Source organism: Streptomyces sp. NPDC024687, from assembly GCF_055559055.1.
On record NZ_JBVHLJ010000002.1, the window covers coordinates 841,332 to 858,881 of the forward strand.

The window sequence follows — 17,550 nt, forward strand, 5'->3', positions numbered from 1 at the left end:
CGGGCCGCCCGTCGGCCGGGGCATCATGCGGCCATGCGTGACAACAGCATGGACCAGCGGGCCGTCGGCTTCCTGCTGAACCTGATCGACGCCGACTCCGCCGCACGAATACGGCGGCGGGTCGGCGCGCCGCCGCCGGGCGCGAACGCACACCGGGTCGCCCACGCCGTCCTCAAGCTGACCCCGGTCCCCTCCTCCGTGCTGGTGTGGATCCTGGAGGAGGACGACCCGAAGCTCAACGCGGCCGTCTACGGGCACGCTTCGGCCGACCCGACGATGCGCCGGGCCGTCCTGCGGGGCGTGCCGTTCGGTCCGGGCCGCAAGGACCCCCTGCCCGTGGACCGCGTCCTGCTCAAGCACGGGGACGAGCCGCCGGTGCCGCAGTCCGTCGTGGCGCGGGGGCTCGTGGGGGCGTTGCGGGCCGCCACCGCCATGGGGTCGGCCAGAGACGCGGCGTCCATGGTGCTCGGGCACCGCGACTGGCAGACGGTCACCGCGGCCGACCGCGAGCGGCCGTTGCCCGGTTACTCCCGCTGGGCCCTGTCCGTACGCCCGGACTGCCCACCCGCCCTGCGCGCACAGTTCGGCAGCCACGCCAAGTTCGACCATCGCGTCCGGCAGGCGGGTGTCCTGGCCGGTCCCGCTGCGTACGCGACCGCGCACGGGCCCGCCGCGCAGGTGCTGAGGGTGCTCTCCCTGGGCCCTGCGATGTTCCCCGCGCGCGTACGCGACGCCGAGAACGCGCTGCGCCCCCTCGTGCGCGAGCACCTGGGCGAGCGCGAGGAGGCCTGGGCGGTGCTGGCGCAGCTCCTCGACACGTACCACGGAACGGCGCCGGAGCTGATCATGACGGCGGGCGCGATCGCCTGACCTCGCCGTCAGTCGTCAGGGGGGCGGGGCGGCTGGATTCGAACCAGCGTGTTCTGGTTTTGGAGACCGGTGCGCCTGCCTCTGCGCTACGGCCCCGCCCTTGGTCCCCGAGCGTAATGCGTTGGCCCGTTGTCAGTGGGCGCTGCTACCAATGAGGCACGGGGGATTTCGGTACGGGGGGCTCGGCATGGCGTACGGAGAGCGGGGGCGGCGTGTCCCGGTGGTCGACCTGGCCGACCGCAGGGCGCTGGAGCGGTACCGCCCGGCGGACTCGGGACTGGTCGAGGAGGCTCGGCGGCTGAAGGAGGCCGCGCTGCTGGACTTCGGGCTGACCGAGTCGGCGGTGGCGTCCTGGCTGTACGCCAAGTGCCGGCACCAGATCCCGACGACCGCGATCGACACCGCGGCTGTGGTGGCGTCCGGCGACGGCTCCTGCCTGCTGCTGTACAACCCGGAATTCTTCGTCGGTCTCGGCCTGGACGGCGTCAAGTTCGTGCTGTTCCACGAGGCACGGCACCTCGTGCAGAGGCATCTGTTCACCGACCCGGAGCTGCGCGCGGACCCGGTGTTCGAGCTGGCCTGCGAGGTGTCCGTCAACCATGTGGCGCTGGTCCGGCTGGGGCGGCCGCAGCTCCCTCTGCTGGACGGGCGCCCGACGGGAGTCGACCCGCGCGGGATCTACGACCTCTACGTCCTGGACCTGACGGAACACGGCCTGGAGCCGGTCGGGTACGACACGTTCACCGAGACGGACATGCGGGTGTACGGCGAGCTCAAGCGCATGCACGCCCCGCCCGTCCCCGAGCGGCGGCTGTGCGTGCACCTGCGGGAGGGAGGCGTTCCGGCCGACCAGGAGACCGTGGACGCGGTCGCCTCCTCGGCGCTGCTCAACTCCCTGCTGGCGGCCCGGCGCGGGCACGCGGGCGCGGAGCGGGAGCTGCTCGACCTCATGGGCCGCACCGAGGACGGCAACAGCCGGGCCTCGCGGATCTGGGGCAGCCTGGGTGCGGGCGCCCTGCGCGGCGAGACCACGCGCACGCGTACGGTCGACTGGTGGCAGCGCTGGCTGGTCGACGTGCTCGGCTCCAGACTGCGCGACGGCGAGCGGCTGGTGTACCCCAAGAAGCGGGGCGCGCTGCTCGCCGCCCTGGGCCAGGACCCGATGCTCTCGCGGCGGGGTCCGGTGCGGGAGAAGGTGCTCGTCGTCGCGTACGACACCTCGGGCTCCATGCCGGACCACGTCGTCGAGTGGCTCACCCGGCTCGTGGGGCGCATCGACGGGGTCGAGGCGCACTGGCTCTCCTTCGACGCCGAGGTGATGCCGTTCAGGCCCGGCGAGCGGGTCTATGGCGGAGGCGGCACGAGCTTCCAGGTGGTCGCCGACTACGTGGAGGGCCGCACGGAGGTCGACGGGCGGCGGTTCGACGTCACCCCGGACGCCGTCGTGATGCTCACCGACGGATACGCCCCGCCCATCACGCCCGCCGAGCCGGACAAATGGATCTGGCTGATCACGGCGGGGGGCAACGACTGGCCGGAGACGCACACCCCCGCGATGGACTGCCATCGCGTCATCACAGGATCGCGGTAATGACCACGAAAACCGAGCAGTTGACCACCTCGCGCCTGGAGTCCTTCATCGACGCGATGATCGACATGGGGCAGACGGGGCAGATCTTCGGCGAGCACGGCATCGGCAAGACGGCGACGTTCTTCTCGCACATCGCCCGGGCGTATCCGGACGCCGAGCTGGTGTACGTCCCCGCCGCGAACCTCACGCCGGACGACCTGCTCGTCAACGCTCCGGTGCGCGACCCGCGCACCGGTGAACTGGTCCTGCGTCAGCTGGTGATGAGCCAGCTGAAGCCGGGGCGGCCGTTCGTGCTGCTCATCGACGACTCCCTGCAGGCGGGCGAGACGATCCAGTCACAGCTGATGCAGATCGCCTGCGACTGGACGCTCGGGGAGCACGATCTGCGCGCCCTGGGCTGCGTCGGCGTCTTCCTCACGGACAACGAGTCGCTGGCCGAGACCTCGGCCCGGCGCAGCGACCTCGCACTCCTCGACCGCATGGTGACGCTGCGGATCACGGCGAACGACACCGCGTGGCGGCCGCACCTGGCCGCCAAGTACCACCCATGGGACCTGCGTCCGGTGTTCTCGCTGTGGGCGTCGCTCTCCCCCGCCCTGCGCGAGCTGCTGTCCCCGCGCACCCTCGACCACGTCCTGGCGAACGCGCGGGAGGGCTTCCCGCTGCGGTGGGGGCTCCCGCTGGTCGACGGGGAGCGGCTGCGGCTGGCCGAGCCGGGCCGGGACGGCAGCCCCGGGCAGAACCGCACCGCCGAGATCCTGGACCGGGTCGCGGAGTCGCTCGGCGTACCCAACCCCGCGACGATCCCCGACCCGGTACGCCAGGTCGTGCGGGCGGCGCTGCGGGGCCGCTGGACGGTGCTGCTCCAGGGCCCGCCGGGCTGCGGCAAGACGCAACTGGTGCGGGAGACGGTGCGGGCGGGACTGGGCCGCGAGCCGCTGTACTTCTCGCTGCCGGTGACGAACGTCGAGGACCTGTGCGCACCCATCCCCTCGGCGGACGGCACCCTGGACAACCTGCTGGCCGCGAAGTTCACCGGGCCGGAGCCCAAGGCGATCGTGTGGGACGAGTACAACCGGCCCAAGGACAAGGCCGCGTTCGCCAAGCTCATGGAGATCACCCAGGAGTGGTCGCTGGCAGGGCGCCGGATCGAGAACCTCCGGGCGCAGATCGCCGTGCAGAATCCGCCGTACCACCTGGGGCGCAAGATGCTGGTGGCGCGGAACAACATCGCGCAGGCGACCCGGTTCACGGCCTCGCTGCAGGTCGAGCCCGAGGACATCCCGGCCAACGAGTGGCTGCTGGCCCGGTACGGCTCGGACGCCGAGACGGTTCTGGAGTGGTGGAAGCACGACATCGACGACGACGGGCGGGCCTGGATCACCAAGCGCACGCTGGAGCGGCTGATCAAGCTGCACCGGCGCGGGCTGCCGCTGGAGATGGGCACGGTCTACCTGGGCGACGGCGAGTACGCGCCCGTGCCGCTCACCGCGCTGATCGACCGCTTCAGGGGCCGCCAGGTCACCGGTCTGCGCGAAGTCGCGCGGGACGTCGAGGCCTGGGAGGCCCGGCTGAGCCGCGCCGCGGGACATTCCTCGGAGGGTGGCGACGACAGCGACGTCGTCCACCAGATCCTCGCCAACGCGGAGCTGTCCCAGCTCAGAAAGCAGCGCGCCGCCGTCACCCGCCTCGTCGCCCTGCTGCCGGCGAAGCTGCGGGCGACCTATCTGGTGGGCGCGTCCGCGCAGCACCAGCGGTTCTGGACGGAGGTGTTCATGGCGATGCGCCGGTGACGCGGTGCCGGGAGCGGCGCCGCTCCCGGCCCCTGCCTGCTCACCACGCCGCCTCCCGGTAGTCCTTCAGGAACACCCCGGACACGGGGTCGCCCGCCTCGCCGCGCACGATCGGGTCGTACACCCGCGCCGCCCCGTCCACGACGTCCAGCGGTGTGCGGAACCCGGCTCGGGCCATCCGCTCCTTCTTCGGCGCCGGGTTCTCGTCGGTGATCCAGCCGGTGTCGACGGCGCACATGTGCACGCCCTGTGCGGCGAGTTCCGCGGCGCTCGTGCGGGTGAGCATGTTGAGGGCGGCCTTGGCCATATTGGTGTGCGGGTGCCCGGCCATCTTGTTGCGGACGGCGAAGCGGCCCTCCACGGCTGTCACGTTGACGACGTACCGGCGGGGGTGCGGGGAGGCGAGCAGCAGAGGCAGCAGGCGGTCGCACAGGAGCGCCGGGGCGAGCGCGTTGACGAGCTGGGTCTCCAGGACCTCGGCCGGGTCGAGCGCGCCGAGCCGGGCCGACCAGGAGTTCTCCGGGGACGGGTCGGGCAGGAGCCCCGCCTCGTCGGCCTCGCGCAGCGCGACGGGCAACGCCGCGGCGCCGCCCTCCAGCATCCGCATCGAGGTGAAGCCCGGCGCCCGCCGTGCCCCTTCGGGCAGTTCGTCGCGCTCGCCGGCGGCGAGGAGGGCGTACGACTCGGGCGGCCGGCGTACCGTCTGGGCGGCGTTGTTGACGAGGATGTCCAGGGGGGCGCCCTCCTGGCTCAGCTCCTCGCACAGGCCCAGTACCTGGCGCGGGTCGCGCAGGTCGACCGCGATGACGGTCAGCCGGTGGAGCCACTGATCGCTGCCCGGCGCGGACCGGAAGCGGCGCACGGTGTCGTGCGGGAAACGGCTGGTCACCAGCAGTTCCGCGCCGTCCCGGAGCATCATCAGGGCCAGCTGGAAGCCGATCTTCACGCGGCCGCCGGTGAGCAGCGCGCGGCGCCCCTCGAGGTCGGTGGTCAGGGACCGGCGGGCCGCGTTGTCGGCGGCACAGCGCGGGCAGAGGCGGTGGTAGAAGGCGTCCACCTGTCGATAGGACGACTTGCAGACATAGCAATTGCGGGGCTTGCGGTACACGCCCGCGCCGCCGGACTCCGTCAGCGGCGCGTCCTCGCGCCGGTCGTGGGCGCCGGTCGCGGTGGCCGCCATCGCCCCCGCGTCGGCGGCCACCGTCTCGGCGCTCCGTACCTTGCGCCGCCGCAGCCGTCCGTCGCGGGCGAAGGACGCGGCGACCTGCTCGGCACGCAGCCGCACGGGGTCGTCGACGGGCAGCTCGCGCAGCCTGCCGACCGTGCGGTGGAAGGCGGCCAGCTCGCCCTCGTCGATCGTGTCCCCCATGCGTCCCCGCCCCGTTCGTGCCCTGTCGTGGACCGGGTCGGATTCGAACCGACGTTCCCTTCATGCGGTGAAGGTGCGCCTGCCTCTGCGCTACCGAGCCCGTGCCATGGGCGCCGGCCGGATTCGAACCGGCGTATCCGCCCTGAGAAGGCGGCGAGTCTGCCTCTGCTCCACAGGGCCCGCGTACGCAGCCCGGGGATCGGATTCGAACCGATGTATTTCGCCTTGGCAAGGCAGTGCGCCTGCCTCTGCGCTACGCCCGGGTGCGCTCCGGGATCCTAACCGCACTCTCGGCCCGTCGGCTCACGGTTTTCCAGCCGCCTGATGGCCAGCCGTTCCTTCTCGGAGAGGCCGCCCCAGACGCCGAAGCGTTCGTCGTTGGCCAGGGCGTACTCGAGACAGGCCGGGCGCATCTCGCACATGCCGCAGATGCGCTTCGCCTCTCGCACCGAGCTGCCCGGCTCGGGAAAGAAGAAGTCCGCCCCGGTCTGCGCGCACAACGCCTGCGCCTGCCAGGCGGGGTCGGTCGGGGTGATGGTGTCGATGTGCATGGCCGAGATCGTGCCGGGCAGCGAAAAACGTTCGATCAACGCGGGATCAACGGTGGCGTTCACGTCCCCGGCCACCTTGATGCTCCTCCGCCCGGTGCGGGGGCGCACGGCGGCGCGCGGAAACGGTTCGCACGGTGTGTGCCGGCGTCCACCGGCTGCATGGTTGCCGGTCGCCTCGGCCTGCCCTCCGCCCCGGTCGGCCGCAGACTCACCGCGCAGCGCCTCTTCGGCCCGGCCCGGCTCGACACGGTTCAGCCCGCTTCGGCCGGCCCGGCCCGGCCCGGTTCCGGCGACACCTACGCGTCCGCCGAAAACACAGCCCCCTCCCCCACGGCCACCGCGACTGCCGACCGGCCCGCATCGGCGTACCGGCGGCGATTGTCAGTGGACGGTGCAAGACTCGGCGGTACAGGCAGCGGGACCCCTCAGAGGAGGGCAGAGATGCTCACGACCCGTTACGTCACCGGCGCTCCCAACTGGCTCGACCTCGGCACCCCCGACATCGACGGCGCCACCACCTTCTACGGCGGCCTGTTCGGCTGGGAGTTCCAGCCGGGTCCGCCCGAAGCCGGCGGTTACGGCTTCTTCCAGCTCGCCGGCAGGACCGCCGCGGGCGGTATGCAGACCACACCGGAACAGGGCCCGCCGTCCTGGACCGTCTACTTCCAGACCCCGGACGCGGACGCCACCGCGAAGGCGGCCGAGGAGGCGCACGGCTCGGTGCTGATGCAGCCCATGGACGTGATGGACCAGGGCCGCATGGCGATCCTCGCCGACAAGGCGGGCGTGTCCTTCGGCATCTGGCAGCCCGGGCGGAACAAGGGGCTCGACGTCACCCAGGAGCCGGGCTCGCTGTGCTGGGTCGAGCTGTACACGGCCGACCTGCCGATGGCCGCGTACTTCTACCGCGCGGCGCTCGGCCTGGAGACCTACGGGGTCGAGTTCCCCGGCGGCACGTACACCACCGTGCTGCCGGACGGGCAGAGCGAGGACGGCATGTTCGGCGGCATCGTCCCGCTCGCCGACGACCCGCTGGAGGCGCGGGACGGGGCGTACTGGATGCCGTACTTCGAGGTCACGGACACGGACGAGACGGTGGCCAAGGCACAGCAGCTGGGCGGCGGCGTCCGGCTGCCCGCCACGGACGTGCCCGGCGTCGGCCGGGTGGCCAAGCTGGCCGACCCGTACGGCGCCCGCTTCGCGGTGATCAAGAGCGCGCCGCAGCAGACGTCATAGGGGGCGACAGGGTTCACGCCGAGGCGCGCCGTACCAGTGTGGTGGGCAGCACGACACCAGCCGGTGCGGCCCCCGCGTCCCCGGGGTCGAGACCTCCCAGGAGCAGGCGGGCCATCAGCCGGCCCATCTCCTCGATGTCCTGACGGACCGTCGTCAGCGGCGGTTCGGTCTGCTCGGCGACCGGCAGCATGTCGTCGAAGCCGATCACCGCCACGTCCTCGGGCACCCGGCGCCCGCGCTCGCGCAGCACACGCAGGGCGCCGGACGCGGTGAGGTCGTTGGCGGCGAAGACCGCGTCCACGTCCTCGAACGTGTCGAGGAGTGTCCGCATGGCCCGCTCCCCGCCGGCCGGGGTGAAGTCGCCGGAGACGACGAGCCGCGGGTCGGCGTCGCCCATGACGTCCCTGTAGCCGTCGAGCCGGTCGGCCGCGGAGGTCTGGTCGAGGGGGCCGGTGATGTGGGCGACGCGGGTGCGCCCGAGCCCTGTGAGATGCCGTACGGCCTCGCGGGCACCGCCCCGGTTGTCGCTGTCGACGTACAGGACGTCCGTCGTGCCGTCGCTCCAGCCGGGCCGTCCGCCGAACACCGTGGGGACCCCGGCCCGTTGGATCAGTCCGGGCAGCGGGTCGTCGAGGTGCAGGGAGAAGACGAGCGCGCCGTCGACGTGTCCTCCGGCGAGGTAGCGTCCGACGCGGGCGTGGTCGTCGCGGCCCTCGGTGAGCAGCAGCACCAGTTGATTGTCGTGGGCGGTCAACTCCTTGCTGATTCCGCGGAGTTGCAGTGCGAAGAAGGGGTCGGCGAAGACCCGGGTCTCCGGCTCGGCCACGACCACGGCGACGGCGTCGTGGCGCCGGGTGACAAGACTGCGGGCGGCCTGGTTGGGCACGTAACCGAGCTCTTCGACGGCCCTGCGCACCCGCTCGACGAGCGGTTCCCTGACCCCGTCCCCGCCGTTCACCACCCGCGACACGGTGGCCCGCGACACCCCGGCCCGGGCCGCCACCGCCTCCAGCGTGGGGCGCGGCGCTGTCTCGGTCACTTCGGGGCTCCTCGTCGGCGGGTGCGGATCAGGATAGCCCCGGACGAGGTCACCGGTGAGAGCGCTCTCGGGGTGGGCGGAAGGGACGTACGGCCCAGGTACCCCGACCGGCAGCGCACTCGGCCGCCGACCGGTCCGTGCCGGCCATCTCGTGACCGGGTTCAGGCCAGCAGATCCACGCGCCGCCCGACTCCCTCCCGCTCGGCCCGCTCGTACGCCGTCCAGGCCAGGGCGAGGTCCTGCCAGGGCAGGCCCACGGGTGCGTAGACCGTGCGGTCCGTGTCGTTCGTGCGGCCGGGGTGTTCCGAGCGCAGGAGCTCGCCGAGGGTGGCGTCAGCGGGCCTCAACACGCCGACACGTGAGACCAGTTCACGGTCGTCGACGACCAGCAGCGCCTCGTCCAAAAGATCCGCCGCCAGTTCCGCCTTGCCCGGCTCGTCCGCGCCCAGGCTCGTGAAGTGCTGGCCCGGCCTGGTGTCCCGCAGGTGCAGCAGCGGCTGCCTCGACCAGGTCGCCGACAGGACGAGGTCGGCTGCCATGGCCACCTCCGCGGCGGAGGACAGCAGACGGCCACCGTGCCGCGCGGCGAACTCCGCGGCGCGGTCGGCGGACGTGTCGTGGACGACCAGGGCACTGCGGGGCCGTAGCGCCGCAAGTCCCCGCACCATCAACTCGGCCTGCGCTCCCGCCCCGACCACTCCGACCACGCCTCCCGGGCCGGCGAGCAGATCGGTGCCCAGGGCGGCCGCGAGCCCCGTCCGCCACGCCGTGACCGTCGCGGAGTCGAGCAGCACCAGCAGCTCGCCGTCGGTGCCGCTGTGCAGGCAGATCACCCCGCGCAGGGCGGGCCGGGCTGCGGGGAACTTGGCGTTGACCTTCACCGTGTAGGCAGGGACGCCGGGGAGCAGGCCCGGGATCAGAGCGGTGGCCGTACCGGGGAACGGGAGGTCCGTGCGCACCCGTTGTCCCACGATCGACTCGCTGTCCGCGGCGCGGAAGCCGTCCCGCAGTGCGTCGAGGCAGGCCGCCGGCTCCAGCACCGCCTCCAGATCACCACGTGTGAGAAGAAGAGTCACCCGTCCATGATCCGTCAGTGCGCGTGCCCGGCCCGGTGCTCCATGTGCTCGTGCGGCTCGTATCCCGGAATCGTCCCGTCCGCCTTCTTCACCAGGAACAGCCCCACCATCCCCATGTCGGAGTGGCTCTGCACATGGCAGTGGTACATCCACGCGCCCGCCCCGACCCCCTCCCCCGCGATCACCTGGAAGCCGAAGGAGTCCGCCGGGCCCACGATCTTGTTGTCGATGACCTGGCTCGGGTCGTCGGGGCCGGTGAGCATGCCCGTGCGGTTGTCCGCCCAGCGGTGACCGTGCATGTGGAAGGTGTGGTAGTACTCGCCGTGCGTGATCATCACGAACTCGACCCGATCACCCACCGTGGCCTCGAAGTCGGGCCCCGAATGCGCCGGCTTGTTGTTGATGAGCATGTCGTTGAAGACGATCGTGTGGGTCGCGTTCGGGAGGACGTCGCCCTTGCGGCGGACGATCACCGGGCCGTAGAGGCCCTTGCGGATACCGCCCGTGCCGTGTTCCGTGCCGACCACGTGGTCGTGGTAGTGCCAGTAGCCCGCGCTGCCCGCCCGCCAGGTGCCGTCGCTCCGGCGGCCCGGCACATGGGTGCGCCAGGTGTAGGTGCGGGTGCCGCCCGGCTCGACGTCGCTGTGGTTCAACTTCGTGCCGTCGCTGGAGATTTCGTAGTCCAGGCCGTGGACGTGCAGGCTCGCCCTGACGTCCATGGTGTTCTCGAACTCGATGTGCAGGATGTCGCCCTCGTTGAGCTCGATCAGCGGACCGGGGATCGTCGCCCTGCCCTTCTCGAGGCCGTAGCCCATCTGCCCGTCGGCGAGCTTCTCGGCGTACAGCTTGATGCGCTTGACCTCGCCGCCGCCCGGGGCCGCCCTGGCCGGACCTGTGTCGCTCCGGGCCTCCGGCGCGAGGGACAACGATGTCGCGACGGCGGCACCGCCGAGCAGCACCCGCCGGTTGAAGCCACGTCTGTCCAGTGCACCCACGCAGAACTCCCCACCGTGATACGGATTTTGCGGAGACGTACCTGTGATGAACCTGTGAGACGGTACCGGCCTCCGAGCCGTTTATCCACACTCAGGACAAAGTTCGCGCGATCCCGGTCATAGGTATTGGCGAGCGACGCAAAGGGGTCTAGCTTCCATGGCGCTGTTGCTGTGACCGAGGAGGTGCCCATGCACTTACGAGGGTTGAGCGCGAGAAGCGGAGGAAGCGCGAGGAGACGGGTCTGGACGGCCACCGTGACCGCGGGGGTCGTCGCCGCCGGGCTGATGTCCGGACCGGCCGCGCGGGCGCTGCCGGTTCCCGATCCGTCCGCGACAACGATGTCCGTCAAGTCGCCGCCGGGCGGCGCCGATGTACGGGTGCTGGTCTTCTACGGGTCCGCGGCGGCCGGGGACGAGTCACCGGTCGTCAACGCCGGGATCGCCGCCGTCGAGCAGATCGGGCTGTCCGGTCCGGTGAACCAGCGGTTCGAGACCGAGGCCACGGACGACGCCAGGGTCTTCACCGACGAGAGGGCGCTGGGGAGTTACAACGCGATCGTCTTCCTGACCGGCGGCGGCGATGTCCTCGATGCCGAGCAGGAGGCCGGTCTGGAGGCCTACATGGAGGCGGGCGGCGGTTTCGTCGGCGTCCATGACGCGGCTCGCGCCGAGCCGTACTCCGACTGGTTCACGGGGCTGGTGGGCGCCCGCCCGGCCGCATCCAGCCCAACGGCCGTACAGCGTGCCACCGTTGAGGTCGGCGACCGGCAGCATCCGGCGACCAGGGAACTGCCGGTGCAGTGGAAGCGCCCCGACCAGTGGTTCAACTGGACGAAGAACCCGTCCGGTGACGTGCACACCGTGGCCCGGGTGCGCGAGTCGACGTACCGGCCGGGAGCGAGCGCCAACGGCTGGGACCACCCGGTGAGCTGGTGCCGGGACTACGACGGCGGCCGGTCCTTCTACACCGGTATGGGCGGCACGGTGTCCTCGTACGACGAGACCGACTTCCGGACCCATCTGCGCGGGGCACTCCTGTGGACCTCGCGGCTCGTGCAGGCCGACTGCAAGGCGACCATCAACGGCAACTACAAGGCCGAGCGGCTCACCCAGCCCAACCAGGCGGGGCAGAACGACCAGATCGGCGAACCGCACGGGCTGGTCACCGCCCCCGACGGACGGGTCCTGTACATCGGGCGGGGCGGCGCCGACTCCTCCCAGCCCGTGATCACCGACTGGAACAACCCGGACGTCGGCAAGGGCAAGGGCCAGATCCACGTCTACGACCCGGCGACCAAGAAGGTCACCCTGGCCGGCGAGTTGACCGTCTTCGGCAACAAGGGCGGCGGCGACGAGCTGGTGAAGGTCGAGGAGGGACTGCTCGGCATCGAGCTCGACCCGCGCTTCGAGCAGAACGGCTGGGTGTATCTGCACTACACCCCGCACTCCCGGCTCAACCGCGACACCCGGATCGCCGAGCGGCGGGTCTCCCGCTTCACCCTCGACCTCGCCACGAACAAGCTGGACCTGAGCAGCGAGAAGGTCCTGCTCAAGTGGCCGGTCCAGGTGCACAGTTGCTGCCACGCGGGTGGCGGGATGTCCTGGGACTCCAAGGGCAACCTGTACATCGCGACCGGTGACAACAACTCCAGTGGCTTCAGCGGCGGTTACTCCGGCAACAACCCGCAGCCGAACTACGAGGGCGTCTCCTTCGCGGACGCGCGCCGCACCGCCGGCAACACCAACAACCTCAACGGCAAGATCCTGCGCATCCACCCGGAGCCGGACGGGACGTACACGCTGCCCGAGGGGAACCTCTTCACGGGCAAGGAGACCGCCGAGGGCGGCGGCAAGACCCGCGGCGAGATCTATGTGATGGGCGTCAGGAACCCGGCCCGCATCTTCGTCGACAAGAAGACCGACATCCTGTACGCGGGGTGGGTCGGCCCGGACGCGGGCGAGCCCTCGACGACCTGGGGCCCGGCCAAGTACGACACCTTCGCGGTCATCACGAAGGCGAGCAACCGGGGCTGGCCGTACTGCATGGGCAACAAGCAGCCCTACCGGGACCGCAACCTGCCGAACCCCGACCAGCCGCTGGGCTGGTACGACTGCGTCCACCCGAAGAACGAGTCGCCCAACAACGACGGTCTGGTCAATCTCCCGCCGGTCACCGGCAACAACATCTGGTACTCCCCGCAGGGCGGCGCCCCGGACTACCCGCGGGACGCGAACGGCATCCCCTCCTACAAGCAGGCGGACGCCACGTACCTGCTGCCGTGGCTCAAGGGCGGCGGCCAGGCCGCGATGAACGGGCCGGTCTACCGCTACGACGCCGCCTCGGCCACCAGCACCGTCAAGTGGCCCTCCTACTGGGACGGCAAGTGGTTCATCGGCGACTTCTACGACGCCGACCAGCCGCGCAACGCGGTCATCACCGACCCGAAGACCCACGGGGAGGGCGGACTGCCCGTCCACTCGGAGTCGCTCAAGAAGATCGTGCCGATCGGCAACGACGGCATCAAGAACCTCATGGACTGGAAGTTCGGCCCGGACGGCGCGCTGTACGTCCTCGACTACGGGCGCGGCTTCTTCACCTCGGACGCCAAGTCGGCGCTGTGGCGCGTCACTTACACGGGCGGCGGTCCGACGCCGGCCGCCGGACAACTGGTGGGAGGAGGGCAGTGATGCGCCCCCGAGGAGCTCTGACCGTCCTGGTGGCCGCCCTGCTGATGGTGCTCGGCCTCCAGTCGGCGTCCCAGGCACGGCCCGACACGGTCCCGGCGGCGGCCCAGACGCTCACCTGGACCGCCGGCGACGACATCACCAAGTACACTTCCGCCCCGACGACGGCCGTCGCGGGCACGGCCACGATCGTCTTCGAGAACAGCGCGGCCACCGGCAACACGACCGGTATGCCGCACACGTTGACCTTCGTGACCAGTGACCCCGAGTTCAACAACGACGTGCAGCTCAACATCCTCGCCAACCCCAACGACGACATGGGCGGCCGCCACACCGCCGAGGTCACGCTCACGCCGGGCCGGTACTTCTACCACTGCACGATCCCGGGCCACGGGCAGATGCAGGGCATCCTCGTGGTGACCGAGGGCACCGGCGAGGACACCACGGCGCCGACGACCCAGGCGCAGGTGACGGGCACGCAGAACGCACAGGGCCAGTACGTCGGCTCCGCGAGCGTGGCCCTCACGGCGACCGACGAGGCCGGCGGCTCCGGCGTCGACCGGATCGAGTACGCGATCGGGGACACGGGCGCCTGGCAGCCGTACACCGCGCCGGTCGTCGTCGACCAGGTGGGCAGCCACACGGTGCGCTACCGGGCCGTCGACAAGGCGGGCAATGTCTCCGCCGAGAAGAGTGTCGACTTCACGGTCGTCCCGCCGCCCTCCGACGACACCGCCCCGCCGGACACCTCGGCGACGGTGAGCGGCGAGCAGAACCCGGACGGCACGTACATCGACATGGTGACGGTGACCGTGTCGGCCTCGGACACCGGATCCGGGGTCAACACCATCGAGTACGCGGTGAACGACGGGAGTTGGCAGCCGTACACCATGCCCGTGATGGTGCACCAGGTCGGCAGCCACACCGTGCGCTACCGGGCAACCGACAAGGCGGGCAACGTGGCCGCCGAGAAGAGCGTCCGGTTCACGGTGGTCGCGGCGGCCCCGCAGGACACCACCCCGCCGGTGACCGGAGTGACCGTGGACGGCACCCGGAACTCGGACGGGGCCTACGTGGGCAACGCCAAGGTGACCGTGAGCGCCACGGACGCGGGCGGTTCGGGTGTCGCGGGTGTCGAGTACTCGATCGACGCCGGGCCCTACCTGGCGTACACCGCTCCGGTGATCGTCGACCGGGCGGGCACCCACACGCTGGCGTACCGGGCGACGGACAAGGCGGGCAACACCTCGGCCGCGCGCACGGTGACCTTCACGGTGGTCGCCGGTCAGGTTCCGGCGCCCAACTGCGCCGAGTTCGACGAGCGGTTGACGGTGATCGTCGGCACGGTCGACAGCGGGGTGCCGAACCGGATCACCAACAGCCGGTGCCGGATCAACGAGTTGATCGAGGACGAGAAGGAGTGGACGTCCCACGCGCTGTTCCTCAAGCACGTGAAGACGGTCCTGGACAAGCTCTTCCGGGAGGGAGTCGTCGACGAGCGCGAGTACGACGCGATCGACGCGGCGGCCCGTGAGTCCGGGATCGGCAGGCCCGGGCAGACCGAGGGCTACCGCACGATCCTCGACGGCAGCGCGGCCTCCTTCGCCAAGTGGCAGCAGGTGGGCGGCGGTTCGTTCGCGCCGAACGGCGACGGGTCCATCACGTCCGGCACCACGAAGGACGGCCTCGGCATGCTCTGGTTCCCGGAGCGCAAGTACGGCGACTTCTCGCTCAAGCTCCAGTGGCGGGACGAGGCCCCGGGCACCGGGAACGCCAACTCCGGGGTGTTCGTGCGGTTCCCGTGGGTCCACGACCACCCGGAGGAGTCCCGCCCCGAGTGGGTCGCCATCAAGTACGGCCATGAGGTGCAGGTGCTCGACCGGCCGGACGGCGACATGTACAAGACGGGGTCGGTCTACGGCTTCGACCGGGTGGGGCTCGCCGGTGCCGGCGTCACCCAGAAGGGCACGTGGAACGACTACGAGATCCGGGTGGTCGACCAGCACTACTCGGTCTACCGCAACGGCGTGCTGATCAACGAGTTCGACAACCTCGGCGGCCAGGACTTCTACCCCGCCCGATCGGACGACCCGGGCACGGACGGACGGCGGTTCTCCTCCGGGTACATCGGACTCCAGGTGCACAGCACGACGGATGTGGTCTCGTACCGGGACATCAGGATCAAGGAACTGTAGGAGGCGCCTTCCTCGACGTGTCCCGGCTCGGCTGTACCCGCTTGGGCTCGCCCGGCATCTTCGGATACTCGGGCGGGTACGGCAGATCACCGAGTCCGTGGTCGTGCTCGTCACGGCGGGCCAGGTCCAGGAGGGCATCCAGCGAGAAGGCGTGATCGTCCATGTCCGCGTGCACATCGCCGAGTTCGGCGAAGCGCGCGGGCATGGTCGCGATGTCGAAGTCCTGGGGGTGCGCCTGGCCGACCTCCTCCCAGCGCAGGGGTGCGGAGACGGGGGCGTGCGGGCGGGGCCGTACCGAGTAGGCGGAGGCGATCGTACGGTCGCGGGCCGTCTGGTTGTAGTCGATGAAGATGCGCTCGCCCCGCTCCTCCTTCCACCATTTGATGGTCACGTGGTCCGGCATCCGGCGCTCCATCTCCCGCCCGACCGCGATCGCGGCCCGCCGCACCTGGGTGAAGGTCCAGCGCGGTTCGATCGGCACGAACACGTGCAGGCCGCGACCGCCGGAGGTCTTGGGCCAGCCGCGCAGGCCGCCGAACTCCTCCAGTACCGACCGCAGTTCATGCGCCGCGCGCACGGCATCGTCGTAGTCAGTGCCGGGTTGCGGGTCGAGGTCGATGCGGAGTTCGTCGGGGCGGTCGACGTCGTCGCGGCGGACCGGCCAGGGATGGAAGGTGAGGGTGCCGTACTGGGCGGCCCACAGGACGGCGGCCTCCTCGGTCGGGCACATCTCGTCGGCGCTGCGGCCGCTGGGGAAGGTGATGTGGGCGGTCGGGATCCAGTCGGGCATGTTCTTGGGCGCCCGCTTCTGGAAGAAGTTCTCGCCGGTCACGCCGTCCGGGTAGCGCTCCAGGGTGGTGGGGCGGTTGCGCAGGGCGCGCAGGATGCCGGGGGCGACGGCCTGGTAGTAGCGGGCGAGGTCCAGCTTGGTGAACCCGCGCTCGGGGAAGAAGATCTTGTCCGGGCTGGACAGCCGTACGGTCCGGCCGCCCGCCTCCAGTTCCACCGCGTCACCCATGCGAGCCACGGTAAGCGAGCCCGGCATATCAGGCATTTCGGGGCATGCGCGTGCAGAATCGGACCATGGATCTGCCCGTGATGCCCCCTGTGAAGCCCATGCTCGCCAAGTCGGTGGCGAAGATCCCGCCGGGCATGCACTACGAGGCGAAGTGGGACGGGTTTCGGGCCATCGTCTTCAGGGACAGGGCGGAGGTCGAGCTGGGCAGCCGTACCGGCAAGACGCTGACCAGGTACTTTCCCGAGCTGGTGGAGGCACTCGCGGCGCGTCTGCCCGAGCGGTGCGTGATGGACGGCGAGATCGTGATCGCGCGGGACGGCCGGCTGGACTTCGACGCGCTGACCGAGCGGATCCATCCGGCGGCCTCCCGGGTGCGCACGCTGGCCGAGCGGACGCCGGCCTCCTTCGTGGCCTTCGACCTGCTGGCACTCCAGGACGAATCACTGCTGAACGTCCCGCTGACCGACCGCAGGAAGCTGCTCACGGCGGCTCTGTCCGGGGTCACGGCCCCGGTGCACCTCGCACCGGCGACCACGGACATCGAGGTGGCCCTGCAGTGGTTCGAGGAGTACGAGGGAGCGGGCCTGGACGGTGTCATCGCCAAGCCGCTCACCCTGCGCTATCTCCAGGACGAGCGCGCCATGTTCAAGATCAAGCACGAGCGCACCGCGGACGTGGTGGTGGCGGGCTACCGGCTCCACAAGAGCGGCCCTGTCGTGGGCTCGCTGCTGCTGGGGCTCCACGACGACCGGGGCGTCCTCCAGCATGTCGGCGTGTCCGCGGCCTTCCCCATGAAGCGGCGCGCCGAGCTGATCGACGAACTGGAACCGCTCCGGATGGAGGACGCCTCCGGACACCCGTGGGCGGCCTGGGCGGAGGAGGCCGCGCACGAGAGCGCCCGGCTGCCCGGGGCGCCGAGCCGCTGGTCGGGAAAGAAGGACCTGTCCTGGGTGCCGCTCAGGCCTGAGCGGGTGGCGGAGGTGGCGTACGACCACATGGAGAACGGCGCACGATTCCGCCACACCGCCCGCTTCCGCCGCTGGCGCCCCGACCGAACCCCCGAGAGCTGCACCTACGCACAACTGGAGGAACCGGTGCACTACGACCTCGACGAAATCCTGGGCTGAGCCGC

At 71.0% G+C, this 17,550-nt stretch carries 13 protein-coding genes and 4 tRNA genes; 7 read left to right on the plus strand and 10 right to left on the minus strand.

The annotated features are described in order from the left end of the window. Positions 1 to 33 precede the first annotated feature (33 nt). Positions 34 to 870 (plus strand): hypothetical protein, encoded by an 837-nt coding sequence (locus tag ACZ39I_RS10570; protein WP_467244087.1) that lies wholly within the window; start codon positions 34 to 36, stop codon positions 868 to 870. 22 nt (positions 871 to 892) lie between these two features. On the opposite strand, the gene ACZ39I_RS10575 is transcribed toward ACZ39I_RS10570, so the two are convergent. Then, positions 893 to 968, minus strand: a tRNA-Trp gene (locus ACZ39I_RS10575). An 89-nt stretch (positions 969 to 1,057) separates the two neighbouring features. On the opposite strand from ACZ39I_RS10575, the gene ACZ39I_RS10580 reads away from it, so the two are divergent. Then, positions 1,058 to 2,461: a DUF2201 family putative metallopeptidase gene (locus tag ACZ39I_RS10580; protein ID WP_467244088.1), complete on the plus strand. Its 1,404-nt coding sequence runs from the start codon at positions 1,058 to 1,060 to the stop codon at positions 2,459 to 2,461. After that, a complete protein-coding gene (locus tag ACZ39I_RS10585) occupies positions 2,461 to 4,254 on the plus strand; it encodes an AAA family ATPase (protein WP_467244089.1) in 1,794 nt (597 codons plus the stop codon). Before ACZ39I_RS10580 ends, ACZ39I_RS10585 begins: the two co-directional genes overlap by 1 nt. 40 nt (positions 4,255 to 4,294) lie before the next feature. Here the strand turns inward: ACZ39I_RS10585 and ACZ39I_RS10590 are convergent, their stop codons facing one another. From ACZ39I_RS10590 to ACZ39I_RS10610, 5 genes are all read right to left on the minus strand, one after another. Then, positions 4,295 to 5,623, minus strand: a complete 1,329-nt coding sequence (locus ACZ39I_RS10590) for an SDR family oxidoreductase (protein WP_467244091.1) — start codon at positions 5,621 to 5,623, stop codon at positions 4,295 to 4,297. Positions 5,624 to 5,651: 28 nt separating this feature from the next. Further along, positions 5,652 to 5,724: transfer RNA gene (locus ACZ39I_RS10595), tRNA-Ala, on the minus strand. A 6-nt stretch (positions 5,725 to 5,730) separates the two neighbouring features. Further along, positions 5,731 to 5,804: transfer RNA gene (locus ACZ39I_RS10600), tRNA-Glu, on the minus strand. A gap of 9 nt (positions 5,805 to 5,813) precedes the next feature. Beyond that, positions 5,814 to 5,887: transfer RNA gene (locus ACZ39I_RS10605), tRNA-Gly, on the minus strand. A 14-nt stretch (positions 5,888 to 5,901) separates the two neighbouring features. Next, positions 5,902 to 6,174 carry a WhiB family transcriptional regulator gene (locus ACZ39I_RS10610; RefSeq protein ID WP_451475481.1) on the minus strand — a complete coding sequence of 91 codons (273 nt, stop codon included), beginning with the start codon at positions 6,172 to 6,174 and terminating at the stop codon, positions 5,902 to 5,904. Between the two features lie 441 nt (positions 6,175 to 6,615). Between ACZ39I_RS10610 and ACZ39I_RS10615 the strand changes: the two genes are divergently transcribed. Next, a complete protein-coding gene (locus tag ACZ39I_RS10615; protein ID WP_467244092.1) occupies positions 6,616 to 7,410 on the plus strand; it encodes a VOC family protein in 795 nt (264 codons plus the stop codon). Positions 7,411 to 7,423: 13 nt separating this feature from the next. Here the strand turns inward: ACZ39I_RS10615 and ACZ39I_RS10620 are convergent, their stop codons facing one another. The 3 genes from ACZ39I_RS10620 to ACZ39I_RS10630 all read right to left on the minus strand — a co-directional run bounded on the left by ACZ39I_RS10620 (position 7,424) and on the right by ACZ39I_RS10630 (position 10,511). Next, positions 7,424 to 8,449, minus strand: coding sequence for a LacI family DNA-binding transcriptional regulator (locus ACZ39I_RS10620; RefSeq protein ID WP_467244093.1), 1,026 nt, complete (start codon positions 8,447 to 8,449; stop codon positions 7,424 to 7,426). Positions 8,450 to 8,610: 161 nt separating this feature from the next. Beyond that, positions 8,611 to 9,525, minus strand: a complete 915-nt coding sequence (locus ACZ39I_RS10625; RefSeq protein ID WP_467244094.1) for an ornithine cyclodeaminase family protein — start codon at positions 9,523 to 9,525, stop codon at positions 8,611 to 8,613. Between the two features lie 14 nt (positions 9,526 to 9,539). Further along, positions 9,540 to 10,511, minus strand: coding sequence for a multicopper oxidase domain-containing protein (locus ACZ39I_RS10630; protein WP_467244373.1), 972 nt, complete (start codon positions 10,509 to 10,511; stop codon positions 9,540 to 9,542). 198 nt (positions 10,512 to 10,709) lie between these two features. Here ACZ39I_RS10630 and ACZ39I_RS10635 point away from each other — a divergent pair, with 198 nt between their 5' ends. Next, entirely contained in the window at positions 10,710 to 13,208 is a 2,499-nt protein-coding gene (locus ACZ39I_RS10635) for a ThuA domain-containing protein (RefSeq protein WP_467244095.1), read from the plus strand. After that, positions 13,208 to 15,400, plus strand: a complete 2,193-nt coding sequence (locus ACZ39I_RS10640; protein ID WP_467244096.1) for an OmpL47-type beta-barrel domain-containing protein — start codon at positions 13,208 to 13,210, stop codon at positions 15,398 to 15,400. The genes ACZ39I_RS10635 and ACZ39I_RS10640 overlap by 1 nt, the downstream gene beginning before the upstream one ends. Here ACZ39I_RS10640 and ligD read toward each other — a convergent pair. Then, the gene (gene ligD, locus ACZ39I_RS10645) at positions 15,387 to 16,418 is read right to left on the minus strand and encodes a non-homologous end-joining DNA ligase (RefSeq protein WP_467244098.1); all 1,032 of its coding nucleotides are present in this window, start codon (positions 16,416 to 16,418) and stop codon (positions 15,387 to 15,389) included. The two genes, ACZ39I_RS10640 and ligD, sit on opposite strands and share 14 nt — an antisense overlap. A gap of 65 nt (positions 16,419 to 16,483) precedes the next feature. Between ligD and ACZ39I_RS10650 the strand changes: the two genes are divergently transcribed. Further along, positions 16,484 to 17,545 (plus strand): ATP-dependent DNA ligase, encoded by a 1,062-nt coding sequence (locus ACZ39I_RS10650; protein ID WP_467244099.1) that lies wholly within the window; start codon positions 16,484 to 16,486, stop codon positions 17,543 to 17,545. Positions 17,546 to 17,550: the final 5 nt, after the last annotated feature.

What these genes read in the sequence shown, in the direction of transcription:
- ACZ39I_RS10570 (WP_467244087.1), top strand. Translation starts at nt 34, where the DNA reads ATGCGTGACAACAGCATGGACCAGCGGGCCGTCGGCTTCCTGCTGAAC.
- ACZ39I_RS10580 (WP_467244088.1), top strand. Translation starts at nt 1,058, where the DNA reads ATGGCGTACGGAGAGCGGGGGCGGCGTGTCCCGGTGGTCGACCTGGCC.
- ACZ39I_RS10585 (WP_467244089.1), top strand. Translation starts at nt 2,461, where the DNA reads ATGACCACGAAAACCGAGCAGTTGACCACCTCGCGCCTGGAGTCCTTC.
- ACZ39I_RS10590 (WP_467244091.1), bottom strand. Translation starts at nt 5,623, where the DNA reads ATGGGGGACACGATCGACGAGGGCGAGCTGGCCGCCTTCCACCGCACG.
- ACZ39I_RS10610 (WP_451475481.1), bottom strand. Translation starts at nt 6,174, where the DNA reads ATGCACATCGACACCATCACCCCGACCGACCCCGCCTGGCAGGCGCAG.
- ACZ39I_RS10615 (WP_467244092.1), top strand. Translation starts at nt 6,616, where the DNA reads ATGCTCACGACCCGTTACGTCACCGGCGCTCCCAACTGGCTCGACCTC.
- ACZ39I_RS10635 (WP_467244095.1), top strand. Translation starts at nt 10,710, where the DNA reads ATGCACTTACGAGGGTTGAGCGCGAGAAGCGGAGGAAGCGCGAGGAGA.
- ACZ39I_RS10640 (WP_467244096.1), top strand. Translation starts at nt 13,208, where the DNA reads ATGCGCCCCCGAGGAGCTCTGACCGTCCTGGTGGCCGCCCTGCTGATG.
- ligD (WP_467244098.1), bottom strand. Translation starts at nt 16,418, where the DNA reads ATGGGTGACGCGGTGGAACTGGAGGCGGGCGGCCGGACCGTACGGCTG.
- ACZ39I_RS10650 (WP_467244099.1), top strand. Translation starts at nt 16,484, where the DNA reads ATGGATCTGCCCGTGATGCCCCCTGTGAAGCCCATGCTCGCCAAGTCG.